Below are 12,419 nucleotides of genomic sequence, written 5' to 3' on the forward strand. Positions count from 1 at the left end.
TGGGAGTGTAGTAAATCAACTAGCCTTCGTACAAATGTTTGGAAGGGCTATTATTTGTGAAATATATAGACGAAATACAAATTTACTATTTTATTCGCGAAATATAAGGAGCTGGCAAATGATAATATTTGATAATGTTTCAAAAATGTATAGTAACGACCATGTGGCTGTCAAAGCCCTCAACGTGGAGATTAAAAAAGGTGAATTCTTCGTTATTATCGGTCCAAGTGGATGTGGTAAAACTACTTTATTGAAGATGATCAACCGATTAATTCCATTGACTGAAGGAACTATTTGGATCAATGGAAAAAGAGTAAGTGATTATAATATTCACGAGTTACGCTGGAGTATCGGCTATGTGTTACAACAAATTGCTCTTTTTCCGCATATGACCATTGAAGAAAATATTGCGATTGTCCCAGAATTAAAAAAATGGAGTAAAACTAAAATTCAAAAGCGTGTGGATGAACTATTGGAATTGGTAGGCCTTGAGCCTGAAAAATATCGTCAGCGCAAGCCAAAGGAGTTATCTGGAGGGGAACAGCAAAGAGTGGGCGTAATTCGTGCATTAGCAGCTGATCCAGAAATTATTTTGATGGACGAACCTTTCAGTGCTTTAGATCCCATCAGTCGTACAAAGTTACAGGATGATCTACTGGACATGCAGCGTAAAATTCAAAAAACCATCGTCTTTGTCTCGCATGATATGCAGGAGGCGCTGAAGCTAGGGGATCGACTATGTGTCATGAAAGATGGAGAAATTGTTCAAATTGGATCTCCTCAGGAAATGGTAGAAAATCCAGTGAATGATTTTGTCCAACAATTTATAGGGGTAAATTCAGTTCACAATAGGTTTGATATTCGGACGGTTATGCAACCAATCGTAAGTGTTAGTGAGCTAGGGGATACGATTACTATCAATGAGCCGATCACAACGATTCTTGAAAAACTGACAGAGCATAACGTTCTTGGTGTGGAAGAAAATGGGGAGATTATGGGTATGGTGACTCGAACAGCTATACTGCAATATGTCGCAAATGATTTCAAGGAAAGAGGTCGAGCACATGACTAATTTCGTGGCGATGTTTGAAGAACGAAAGGAACAGCTTCTGGCAGCATTACTCGAGCATATACAAATCTCCTTTATAGCCCTATTTTTTGCCATCATTATTGCCATTCCGCTAGGTATCTATTTAACCAATAAAAAGAAAATAGCAGAAACTATAATTGGTATTAGTGCCGTGCTACAAACGATTCCATCTCTAGCGTTACTTGGGTTATTAATTCCTCTGTTCGGAATTGGCAAAGTTCCAGCCATCATTGCCTTAGTGGTCTATGCACTTTTACCGATTCTACGGAATACTTATACAGGCATCAAGGAAGTGGACCCTTCATTGAAGGAGGCCGCATTGGCAATGGGGATGAACACACCTAAACGTTTATTGAAGGTCGAATTGCCTCTTGCTCTGCCTGTCATCATGGCTGGTATTCGAACCGCTATGGTGTTAATTGTTGGCACAGCCACATTAGCTGCTTTAATTGGAGCCGGTGGTTTAGGGGATATTATTTTACTAGGCATTGATCGTAATAATACCGCACTCATTATTTTAGGGGCTGTGCCTGCAGCAATATTAGCATTAATCTTCGATATTTTACTGAAAAGGCTTGAGTCGCTGTCATTTAGAAAAACAGTAATAGCTGTCAGTCTTGTGAGTATGGTTGCATGGATGATGGTCTTCATGCCGCTTCTAAATGGTAAAGACCAAGATGAAATTGTCATCGCTGGAAAGCTAGGAGCGGAGCCTGAAATTCTCATTAATATGTATAAGTTATTAATAGAGCAGGATACAGACTTAACAGTGCAATTAAAACCAGGACTGGGTAAAACCTCATTTGTATTTAATGCGTTGAAATCTGGCAGCATTGATATATACCCAGAATTTACAGGCACAGCCATCTCAGAATTTTTAAAACAAGAAGCCATCAATAATAATGAGGCAGATGTCTATCGGCAGGCGAAAGATGGAATGCTAAAGCAATTTGATATGGTGATGCTGAGCCCAATGAACTATAACAATACGTATGCGTTAGCAGTATCGGAGGACTTGGCAGAAAGATATCAGCTACAAACTATTTCGGACCTTAAATCGATAGAACAAGCTGTTAAAGCAGGGTTTACATTGGAATTTAATGATCGTGAGGATGGATATGTCGGGATTCAAAAACGCTATGATATTGCGTTTCCCTCCCTTGCAACAATGGAGCCTAAGCTTCGCTACCAAGCGATTGAATCGGGAGATATCAACCTACTCGATGCTTATTCAACGGATAGTGAAATTCGTCAATACAAGCTCCGTGTATTAGAGGATGACCAAGCGCTGTTTCCGCCTTATCAAGGAGCCCCATTATTACGAAAAGAGACGCTGAACCAATATCCAGAGATTGAACAATCCTTAGATAAACTCGCTGATCAAATTACAGACGATGATATGCGGGAAATGAATTATCAAGTGAATGTAGAAGGAAAACTAGCGGCAGAAGTAGCTAATCAGTATCTAGTCAATGCCGGCTTACTGAAATAAACCATCATGACCCTCTAGTAGAAATGTGCTAGAGGGTTTTATTAATATCAATAATAATTTAATGATAAACATTAATTTATTATTGATAGAGATAAAAGGAACAGTATAATAAAATAGAAGAAAGGGGATGCTAAAAATGGAGAAAACAATTCAAAGCAAAGAATTTCAATTGTTGACAAAGGGGCTTCGGATCATCTTTACGGTCATCATGGCTCTCATGATTTTAGGCATGGCGTGCATGGCAGTTATTTTTATAGTAGCAATGATTGTGTCAGAGGATGCTGTGAATCATTGGTTAGTCAAGACAAGTGTGACAGCTTCCATTCATTTTGAGGGATTGGAAATGCTGTTGTCCAAGCAGACAGTTCAAGATATGTACTACAGGAAAATGGATATCGTGAAATTATTAGTAACTGCTACCATATACATAACTATTCTGTTTTTAATCGTTGTTCAAGTAAGAAATATTTTAAGTAATATAGCAAAAGGGATTATATTTTCGCTAGATAATAGTATAAAAATAGAAAGAATTGCGTATTGTGTGATAATCTTGAGCTTGACTGTAAGTGCATTCCGTACATATATCGTCTATCTAATGATGCAACCGTTTAAGCTTGAATCCTTATTGGAAAAGACAGATTTTATTACAGGGATCAGCTATCATTACACAGGCATTAATTGGACATTATTACTATGTGGTTTGGTGATTTGGACCATTGCGCGTATTTTCCGTTATGGTACATTTCTCCAAGATGAATATGATGCAACAGCTTAGGAAGTGAAAATATGACTATAATTATTCGTTTAGATCGGATGCTAGCGGATCGTAAAATGCAACTGAGTGAGCTTGCAGAAAGGGTTGATGTGTCAATTGTCAATCTTTCTAATTTAAAAACAGGTAAGGTAAGAGCTGTTCGTTTCTCTACTTTAAATGCTATCTGTAAGGCTCTGGGCTGTCAGCCGGGAGATATATTAGAATATGTCGAGGATGAAGATTAATCATTGTAGCATTTAAACATAGCAGCAAGAAAGGATTTTCATAAAAATGATGGTTTTCAGTTTTTTATTTATCGCCATTGTAGCAGAAGTTTTTGCAAGCTCTATGCTCAAGCGTACGGAAGGCTTCTCTCGTATTTGGCCATCTCTCGGAGTAGTGGTCGGCTATGGCACGGCCTTTTATTGTTTAGCCTTAACCCTAAAAACAATACCCATTGGCACAGCCTATGCAATATGGGCAGGATTAGGCACAGCACTAACAGCCATCGTGGGTGTTGTACTGTATAAGGAATTATTTAATCGTAAGAAGGTACTAGGGATTCTTTGTATTATTTTAGGTGTCGTGGTACTTAATCTTGCGGGTAGTCATTAGGAGGCTAACGAGATGAAAGGCTATTTATTTTTAACACTCTCGATTATCAGTGAGGTTTTTGCAACAACTATGCTGAAGCTTTCAGATGGATTTACAGTTCTAGGCCCATCTGTGGCGGTGGCACTTGGCTATGGAATATCATTCTACAGCCTATCCCTATGCTTGAAAACTTTGCCACTAAGCCTGGCCTATGCCATTTGGTCAGGTGTCGGCACCGCCTTGACGGTTATTGTAGGTATTGTCATTTGGGACGATATGTTTAACCTCTACTCTGCGCTTGGGATTGCACTCATAATAGGCGGAGTTATTTTGCTAAATGAAGGAAATCGAAATGATAGAGGGGCGGATAGCAAAGTGGAAGTGACGGATAGCATGCCAGAATAGACGGATAGCAGTAGGAAAGTGACGGATAGCATGTGGAAATAGACGGATAGAGTCAGAAAAATGGCGGATAGCAATGCAGGAATTGCAAATGACCGTTTAGGGGAGGAGGATGGGCTAGTGAAGGCGATTATTTTTGATTTTGATGGGACGATTATTGATACAGAAACAGCTTGGTATACAGTTTTTAAGGATGCTTATGCATCTTATGGTGTGGCATTATCGTTAGAGACGTATGCAAAATGCCTTGGTACAAATCTTCAGGATTTTAATCCTTATACCTATCTAGTTACACATCATCAAATGGATTTAGATGAGGAGGCATTTCGAACATCCATTCAAGGAAGGCATGCGGAACTGATGGAGTTGGAAGTGATAAGGCCTGGTATTTTAAATCTTTTGCAGCAAGCAAAGGAAGCGGGTTTAAAAATTGGTCTTGCAAGTAGTTCAAGCCGTTCATGGATTGATCGATTTGTAGATGCATTGGGTATACGAGAGTTTTTTGATTGTTATTGTACCGCTGATACGGTGACAAATGTTAAGCCTGATCCTGAGCTGTATGTGCAGGCACTTGAACAATTAGGTGTAAGTGCTAATGAAGCGATAGCTATGGAGGATTCACCGAATGGAGCACGTGCAGCTTTGGCAGCGGGTCTTCACACGGTAGTGGTTCCCAATACCATCACCAAGCAATTACCGTTTTCTACAGGTCATCATACAATAGATGATTTGGAACAATATGATTTAGAACAGCTACTGGCAAGCCTTGTCAAATAATGATTTGCTTCGAACCTCTAACCACTCATTTCGTTTGGTAGAGGTTTTTTTAGTTTCTTTGTGAAAAAGTCGTCATATTATGTATCGCTACATATTATAACGAGAGGGCAACTTACGGAGACTAGGATACTTATTCAGACTAGGGAGGGGGCTACAATTTGAATAGTGAGAAAAGAAGAAATCATTTTTTATGCGAAGCTTTGTGCGATTTGAAGGATCTTCAGGATATTATGATGGATTTTCATTCTAAATATTTCGGTCAGCTGCTTGTAAAAATAGTTGGGAGTGATACGATTCCGTTTTTTTTAATTACCAATAGTGGCGCACATTTAAGACTAATGGATACGGTAAAGGACTTTGAAACGGAGTTTTTCCGAATAGAGGACGTCGATAAAGATCGATATCGTGGCACGGTGTCTTTGCTACGTGCCTTTGATTATGAGGGGAACGATACCAATTCCCTTGCGGATGTAGTGAGGCTAGAAAAGACAAGTACAGAAAAATCCATTGAGCTTAGTAGTATTTCTGCGATTCAGCTATTAAAGCCAGATATGCTAAAAGGGAAATTTATCATTGAACCTAAATGGTAGCATCCTATTAAACGACTAGAGCTAGAGCATCTGTCTATATGAAAAGGATTAAGAGTGAATGTAATAGAGATAGAATCTAATGAAAGGAAGTTTAGCTATGACGATTATTGGTATGCTGCATCATCGACTTGATCCGACGACAGTTCTCAAGTCATATGCATATGCGGCAGTTGCAAAGGCAGAAGGGGCACAGTTTTTTTACTTTACACCTAAAAGTGTTGATTTTGAAAAACGTAGCATTCGCGCTAAGGTATATGAGAATGGGCAATGGCAGGAAAAAACAATGCCCTTTCCAGATGTTATTTATAATGCGGGAAGTCCAGAGAAGTTATCTGTGTCTAAAGAGATTATTGAGCGCTTAAAAGAAGAAATTCCCTTTACGACCTATTCGATAGGGAATAAATGGAATGTTATGAAACGATTAAAAGAAGCCAAGGAATTTGAACAGTATTTGATTCCTTCTGAAATTGTCAAGAATGCTGATGTATTTCATAACTTCATCCATTATTATAAAAGAGTTGTGTTTAAGCCAATTGATGGACGTAAAGGAAAGGGTATTTATTTTATTACGAAGGCCGGACCCAAGAATTTTGAGGTGAGAAAAGATAGTACGAATACAATCTATTCGAAGCCACAATTAGATGCCTTATTAAAAGAGCAACTTGCGTCTGGTACTTTTATTATGCAGCCTTATATTCAATCCATTACAAAGGCAGGCCAGGTATATGATTTCCGTCTGCATGTACAAAAAAATGGTGAAGGTAAATGGGTGGTGACGACTGTCTACCCTCGGATTGCTCCAAATGGCTCTATCATCCCAAATATAAATAATGGTGGATTCACCAATTATTTAGACCCATTTTTAGAGCAAGAGTTCAAGGAAGAAGCTTACAATATTCGACGAATGCTTGAGCATTTCTCTTTAGCACTGGCGCATCATCTAGATGACATACAAATGGAAAAGTTCGGGGAAGTCATTGATGAAATAGGCATTGACGTCGGTTTAGATCAACAACAAAAAATTTGGATGTATGAGGTAAATTGGCGCCCGGGCTGTCCTCCTGCTTTTTATTTAGAATTAGACGTCGTCATTAATTCTATCCGCTATGCGATGTATCTCGCAAAAAACCATAAACCTGTAAAAAAGAAAATGGTTCAACAGAAAAACAATCAAACGGACGTCAAAAAAGATATTGTTCAACCAAAAAGCAATCAAGTGGAGGCTAAAAAGGACTTACCTATTATTGCCATTACAGGAAGTGCAGGAAAAACAACAACCAAGGCATTTGTCGGTTCGATTTTATCAAAAAAATGGAATGTGTTTGAATCGAAGGATTATTGGAATACGACAGAGCATACAAAAAAGCATAAGGAAGAAATCAATGACTCTCATCAGGCTGTCGTATTAGAATACGGCATGGCGTACCCAGGTATTATTTCGAATCACTGTAGCATTATACAGCCGAATATTAGTATTGTGACGAATATTGGTTTGGCCCATGTAGGTAACTTTGATGGGGATGTAAGAGGGGTTGCGAAGGCAAAGTCGGAACTGATTCATGGGATGGACCAACAAGGGCTACTTATATTGAATAAGGATGATGATAATTCAAGATATTTAGAGACACAGCAATTTAAAGGGAAAATGTTAACGGTGGGCATAAAAAGTGATGCAGATTACCGAGCATATGACCTTCAGTATAAGGATATCGGCATGTCCTTTAAAATGAAGCTACATGGTCAAGAAATAGAATTGTATATTCCTATTTTAGGGGAGCATCATGTTTATAATGCGCTTAATGCTGTAGCTGTAGCTGATTATTTAGGGTTTAGTCCATTGGATATCCAGGCAGGGCTCAACTTTAAAAAGCCACCAAGACGATTAACGATTTATAACTTGCGTGATGATATAACGGTCATAGATGATACGGTTCACTCCCATCCACAAGGAGTCCGAGCTGCCATTGATGTATTGACCAATATTGCCAAAAAAAGAAAAGTAGCGATTATTGGACAAATGCGGGAGCTTGGGGTGTTGAGGGAAGAAGAATATCGGAAGGTTGGCGAGTATATTTATAAGGTAGGTATTGATGAATTCATCACTTATGGATTTAGGACTGATGAAATGAGTAATGCCGCAATTGAGATGGGGATGGACCCATCCAAGGTCCACCACTTTATTAATAAAGATGCCTTGCATGCACTGCTAGATAAACTCATACAACCTCATGATACGATTCTCGTAAAGGGAGCTAGTAAAACGAATATGTTTGAGACGGTGAAATATTTGGACCAAACATTGAAAGAAGAATAATCATTACGTCACGATAACGGAATGCATATAAAAACCCGAGTAACTGTCCACTGGCAAGCGGCAATTATTCGGGGTTTTTTTTCATACTCTTAAAATAAATTTGATTTCTTTGGCGGCATTTGTTGCATGATTCCGAGCTTCCGATAAGGTTGACCCTTGTGCTATGACATAGGCATAGCGGTGACCCATTGATAAAGGAGGGGTTAAGAATGTACCTTTCCTTGGTTTAACATAAACCTCGACCACTCCCGTTGAATTTGTCGCTCTTGTTCTACCAATTACTTTTTCTAAAATTCCTTTGCTTTCTACAATGACATATTTTGTGTAAACAAATTTTTTATGTCTAGGCTGAAAGTTAGGCTCTTCGCCAAGCAGAAGCTTCAATGTTTCTTCTACTAAACTAAATCCGAGTGCCGCTTGAAGCATGTTGTTCATGGCACCTCCAGAAATCCTTGGGTTAATCTCAATGAGTTTCCAGCCGTTTTTTGTCAATCGGAGTTCCAAATGGAGAGCGCCATTTTCTATATCAAATGCTTTGACAATGGACTGAAGAACTTCCTCAATGCCTGCCTGAATATCCAAAGGGGCTTTCACTAAAACGCCATAGCCTGTTATGATAAACCGTTTCCCTTGGGTAATTTCCTGTTCAATAATGCCAATTATATGTGATTGCCGTTGATATACAACCGCCTCTACTAAATATTGAGGGCCTTCCAAATATTCTTCAATCATAATCGTTTCATAGGGATTTTTACTACGCAATGCTTTGAGGTGGTTTTGAAGCTGGTCGACATCCGTTGCTAATAGTACATCTTTGGAACCTGTTGACTTTGGTGATTTCACGATTAATGGAAATGTTAAATTTTTTGCAATAGGCTCATTAGGTTTCATGAGCGAAAATTTTGGTGAGTATGGTTGGTCTTTCAAATGATTTCTAGTCTTTTCTTTATCCTCCATGATTTCAATTGCGGAAGAGGATGTGTAGTTATGACAAAATTCATCACATAGCATGGAAGCAATATGAACAAATGGATCAACAAAACTAACGATACTTTTTATCTCTAATCCGGTTTTCCCTAGTTTATCAATTTCCTCTTTCATTCTTTCGATATTCAAAGTATCAATGAGAATCATTCTATGAATATCGGGGTAAGATCGGCGCTGCTGAAGTTGTTTTTCATTATTGGTGAAAAGTATTGTGAAATAGCCTAATCTTTCTGCTACTCTTGTTGCTTCACGACTAGACCCGGATTTGTTTGTACCGATAAATACAATCGCTTTCAGGTATATCACTCCTTCTATTGGTACTTAGATACTTAATCACCTTTATATATATGCAAAGAAATAGTTTTCTTCTAGTTGTGTATCTTGTCTACATCCAAGCAACTTTTAAGAGGTTACATATACTAGAAAAGAAAGGAGGGAGAAAAAATATGAAGCCTCTTTCGGTGAAAAATTTAGCAGTGATTACGGCGGGCTATATAGTGCAAGGGTCTGAGGACATACTGATACAGCATGGTGCTTATCGATTAAAACAAGTGAAAAAGCCCAATACGGCCCTTTTTACAAGTAAACGTATTGTTAATTGGAAAAGTCTTGAGCCACTTTCTCCTCTTGTAATAGTGACCGACAGAGCATATCGGCCCACAGAGATTCCAACCAAGATTATTATCATACAGGTTGCGAATGTAGATGAGGCCTATTGGAAGTTTGTTCACTTTTATCGCAATCAATTTCATATCCCCATTGTTGCTATTACTGGTACTTCAGGCAAAACAACGACGAAAGAGATGATTAAACATATTCTTTCTGCTGATCGACAAGTGACAGCAACGACATTAAGTAGTAATTCAAGAACGGCATCATTGCAATATTTACTGAATATTGAAGATGACACAGAGGCGGCTGTATTTGAAACAGCTGTTGGCTCACCTGGAGATGTCACGAATGCAGGGAAGTATTTCAAGCCGACCATTGGGATTATTACGAATATCGGTGCCCATCATTTGAATTATTGTAAGACGCTTGAAGGCTATATTCAGGCAAAGGGAGAAATGCTAGATATCATTCAACCTAAAGGAACCCTCATCATAAACGCCGAAGATATGAATACTAAAAAACTAGATATATCTAAGTTTAATGGGCGCTTAGTGAAGGTGGGTATCCATGATTCTTGTCATTTTCGTGCAAGTCATATCCAATATTATCAAAAGGGTATGAACTTTAAGCTGCACCATAATAGAAAAACTTATGATATTTTTGTACCGGGATTTGGTCAACATCAAGTGTACAACGCCCTTGCTGCCATTGCAGCGGCCTATGAAATAGGGGTACCTATTCCAGTTGCAGCCAATCAACTCCAATCTTTCCGTCAATTGAAAAAACAACTACAGCTCTTTGAAGGCATTAATCATTCTATGCTTTTAGATGATACCTGGAGTATTACGACAACTTCCTTAGAGGCGGCTTTAAAAGTGTTGAATGAGCTAGGAGATGGAAAGAAAAAAATTGCTGTTATTGGCACGATTACCGATTTGGGCTCATGGGGCTATATTATACATGAGCAAGCGGGTGAATTAATCCAACGTATTGGTGTGGATGTGCTAATTACTATTGGCGAGCATGCACGGATTATGGCTGATCATGCGGTGAAATTAGGCTTTAACGCTCCAGTTTATACCTATAAAAATAGCACGCTTGTTTATCCATTGTTGCAGAAGATTATAGATGAAAATACGATTGTCCTCATAAAGGGTGATATGTATAGTGAACAGGTTTCGAAATTAGCAACTGAGCTTAAATATAAACCTCCGCCGCCCACAGTTTAGCTCACTTCTTCATGGTTAGGATATTAACTGTGTCACATAGAATACCACTCTAATAAGGTATAGTAATTGATCAGAAAAGTAGCACTCGTGATCAAGAGAATGAATAGGTATGTACAAGATTGATAAAGAAAGGAGGCGTAGTACACTTGCAATCCATTAGTGTGCAAAAAATTAGAGGCGTCTTGCAGGGGAAAATTATCCATGGATCAGATCAATGGTCTGTAAAGCATGCAATTTACTATAATCGACATGATTTAACTCAAAGTCATACACTTATGTTTGTGAGTCGAAGTGATAAAATCAACTGGCAAGAGATTGATAGGAAGGGACCATCCCTTGTCATATCTGATAAACCAGCTACTGAGTTAAAAAATGCGTTAGATAATACAACGGTTTTACACGTCAAAAGCGTGGCGCAGGCCTATTGGACATTTATCGAATATTATCGTGGTCTTTTTCATATTCCGGTTGTGGCATTGACTGGAACCTGTGGTAAAACGACAACAAAAGAGATGCTAAAACATATCGCTAGTAAGCATTGGCAAGTGCAAGCATCTGTAAGTAGTAAAAATGAGCCAAGGCAATCATTACCCTATTTGACGGGCGTGGATGATAAAACACAGGCAGCCATTTTTGAACTAGGCTTGGGGAATACAGGGAACATAAAACACCAATGCATGATTTATCAGCCGACCATCGGCATTATTACGAATATTGGTGTTCACCATCTAGATGGCTGTCTCAATCTTGAAGGTTATATTAAAGCGAAAGCAGAGATTGTAGAGGGTATTCGAGCAGATGGTACACTAATCATTAATGCAGATGATGCTAACATCGAAAAAATATCTTACCAAAAATTTAAAGGGAAAATTATTAAATTTGGTTTACAGGATTCGGCTGATTACAAAGCTTCTGCTATCCAATTTACTCATACAGGCATGAAATTTGTGCTGGAAGTAGCAGACACTAAATACAATGTATTTGTGCCGGGTTACGGTGAGCATCAAGTATATAATGCGTTAGCCGCCATTGCTGCCTGTAGCGAAATGGGACTTTCTATACGCCAAGCTATTGCAGGTTTAAGATCCTTTAAACAAATGGCGAGACATTTAGAATTTACGACAGGTCTAGGTGACAGTACCATTATTGATGATACGTGGACCAATAATCCAACTTCTGTCGAGGCAGCCCTGAAAGTGTTAGATACAGTAGGAAAAGAGAAAAAAGTTATTCTTGTGCTAGGGGATATAAAGCGATTAGGAAATTTTGAAGAAAAATATCATCGGGAAATTGGCTCCAAAGTAGCTGAAAGACAGATAGATACATTAATTACGATTGGCAAAAGGGCAGAGGCAATTGCCGACCAAGCGAAAAAAGATGGAACTAAAGCAGAGGTTCATACGTTTAAAGATGTAATAGGTGTTTTAGAAATATTGAAACCAAAGCTTGACGCGGACACCATTGTTCTCATAAAAGGACCGATGTCAAGTAAATCTATGATTGAATTTGCCAACAATCTTAAAAATTTATCTTAAATAAAAAGGGTGTCTCTAATAGTTGAGACACCCTACCATTTAA

General features: G+C 38.5%; 12 protein-coding genes. 11 read left to right on the forward strand and 1 reads right to left on the reverse strand.

Features of this window, described 5'->3' with window-relative positions:
* Window positions 1–118: 118 nt before the first annotated feature.
* The 9 genes from ACP3VS_RS08000 (at window position 119) to ACP3VS_RS08040 (ending at window position 8,013) form a co-directional block, all read left to right on the forward strand.
* Window positions 119–1,072: an ABC transporter ATP-binding protein gene (locus tag ACP3VS_RS08000; protein WP_198694806.1), complete on the forward strand. Its 954-nt coding sequence runs from the start codon at window positions 119–121 to the stop codon at window positions 1,070–1,072.
* Window positions 1,065–2,582, forward strand: a complete 1,518-nt coding sequence (locus ACP3VS_RS08005) for an ABC transporter permease/substrate-binding protein (protein WP_036161309.1) — start codon at window positions 1,065–1,067, stop codon at window positions 2,580–2,582. The genes ACP3VS_RS08000 and ACP3VS_RS08005 overlap by 8 nt, the downstream gene beginning before the upstream one ends.
* A 136-nt stretch (window positions 2,583–2,718) precedes the next feature.
* Window positions 2,719–3,357: a DUF2975 domain-containing protein gene (locus ACP3VS_RS08010; RefSeq protein WP_036161312.1), complete on the forward strand. Its 639-nt coding sequence runs from the start codon at window positions 2,719–2,721 to the stop codon at window positions 3,355–3,357.
* An 11-nt stretch (window positions 3,358–3,368) separates the two neighbouring features.
* The gene (locus tag ACP3VS_RS08015) at window positions 3,369–3,581 is read left to right on the forward strand and encodes a helix-turn-helix domain-containing protein (protein WP_031419630.1); all 213 of its coding nucleotides are present in this window, start codon (window positions 3,369–3,371) and stop codon (window positions 3,579–3,581) included.
* Between the two features lie 46 nt (window positions 3,582–3,627).
* Window positions 3,628–3,951, forward strand: a complete 324-nt coding sequence (locus ACP3VS_RS08020; protein ID WP_012293949.1) for a DMT family transporter — start codon at window positions 3,628–3,630, stop codon at window positions 3,949–3,951.
* 12 nt (window positions 3,952–3,963) lie between these two features.
* A complete protein-coding gene (locus ACP3VS_RS08025; RefSeq protein ID WP_012293950.1) occupies window positions 3,964–4,335 on the forward strand; it encodes a DMT family transporter in 372 nt (123 codons plus the stop codon).
* Window positions 4,336–4,395: 60 nt separating this feature from the next.
* Window positions 4,396–5,109: an HAD family hydrolase gene (locus ACP3VS_RS08030; RefSeq protein ID WP_012293951.1), complete on the forward strand. Its 714-nt coding sequence runs from the start codon at window positions 4,396–4,398 to the stop codon at window positions 5,107–5,109.
* Between the two features lie 158 nt (window positions 5,110–5,267).
* On the forward strand, window positions 5,268–5,699 hold the full coding sequence (locus ACP3VS_RS08035) for a hypothetical protein (RefSeq protein ID WP_031419634.1): 432 nt from the start codon (window positions 5,268–5,270) through the stop codon (window positions 5,697–5,699).
* A 97-nt stretch (window positions 5,700–5,796) separates the two neighbouring features.
* Window positions 5,797–8,013, forward strand: a complete 2,217-nt coding sequence (locus ACP3VS_RS08040; protein WP_426388521.1) for a YheC/YheD family protein — start codon at window positions 5,797–5,799, stop codon at window positions 8,011–8,013.
* Window positions 8,014–8,094: 81 nt separating this feature from the next.
* Here the strand turns inward: ACP3VS_RS08040 and ACP3VS_RS08045 are convergent, their stop codons facing one another.
* The gene (locus ACP3VS_RS08045) at window positions 8,095–9,306 is read right to left on the reverse strand and encodes an ATP-grasp domain-containing protein (protein ID WP_426388522.1); all 1,212 of its coding nucleotides are present in this window, start codon (window positions 9,304–9,306) and stop codon (window positions 8,095–8,097) included.
* A 140-nt stretch (window positions 9,307–9,446) separates the two neighbouring features.
* Here ACP3VS_RS08045 and ACP3VS_RS08050 point away from each other — a divergent pair, with 140 nt between their 5' ends.
* Together ACP3VS_RS08050 and ACP3VS_RS08055 are read left to right on the forward strand one after the other, a co-directional pair.
* Window positions 9,447–10,841, forward strand: a complete 1,395-nt coding sequence (locus tag ACP3VS_RS08050; protein WP_012293956.1) for a Mur ligase family protein — start codon at window positions 9,447–9,449, stop codon at window positions 10,839–10,841.
* Window positions 10,842–10,987: 146 nt separating this feature from the next.
* Window positions 10,988–12,376, forward strand: a complete 1,389-nt coding sequence (locus ACP3VS_RS08055) for a UDP-N-acetylmuramoyl-tripeptide--D-alanyl-D-alanine ligase (RefSeq protein ID WP_036167963.1) — start codon at window positions 10,988–10,990, stop codon at window positions 12,374–12,376.
* The last annotated feature ends 43 nt before the right edge of the window (window positions 12,377–12,419 follow it).

The organism is Lysinibacillus sp. VIII_CA (assembly GCF_049943995.1).
Classification (GTDB): domain Bacteria; phylum Bacillota; class Bacilli; order Bacillales_A; family Planococcaceae; genus Lysinibacillus; species Lysinibacillus pinottii.

Excerpts from the sequence above, each read along its gene's own strand:
- ACP3VS_RS08020 (WP_012293949.1), top strand. The coding sequence starts at position 3,628 with ATGATGGTTTTCAGTTTTTTATTTATCGCCATTGTAGCAGAAGTTTTT.
- ACP3VS_RS08015 (WP_031419630.1), top strand. The coding sequence starts at position 3,369 with ATGACTATAATTATTCGTTTAGATCGGATGCTAGCGGATCGTAAAATG.
- ACP3VS_RS08040 (WP_426388521.1), top strand. The coding sequence starts at position 5,797 with ATGACGATTATTGGTATGCTGCATCATCGACTTGATCCGACGACAGTT.
- ACP3VS_RS08000 (WP_198694806.1), top strand. The coding sequence starts at position 119 with ATGATAATATTTGATAATGTTTCAAAAATGTATAGTAACGACCATGTG.
- ACP3VS_RS08050 (WP_012293956.1), top strand. The coding sequence starts at position 9,447 with ATGAAGCCTCTTTCGGTGAAAAATTTAGCAGTGATTACGGCGGGCTAT.
- ACP3VS_RS08025 (WP_012293950.1), top strand. The coding sequence starts at position 3,964 with ATGAAAGGCTATTTATTTTTAACACTCTCGATTATCAGTGAGGTTTTT.
- ACP3VS_RS08005 (WP_036161309.1), top strand. The coding sequence starts at position 1,065 with ATGACTAATTTCGTGGCGATGTTTGAAGAACGAAAGGAACAGCTTCTG.
- ACP3VS_RS08030 (WP_012293951.1), top strand. The coding sequence starts at position 4,396 with ATGGCGGATAGCAATGCAGGAATTGCAAATGACCGTTTAGGGGAGGAG.
- ACP3VS_RS08010 (WP_036161312.1), top strand. The coding sequence starts at position 2,719 with ATGGAGAAAACAATTCAAAGCAAAGAATTTCAATTGTTGACAAAGGGG.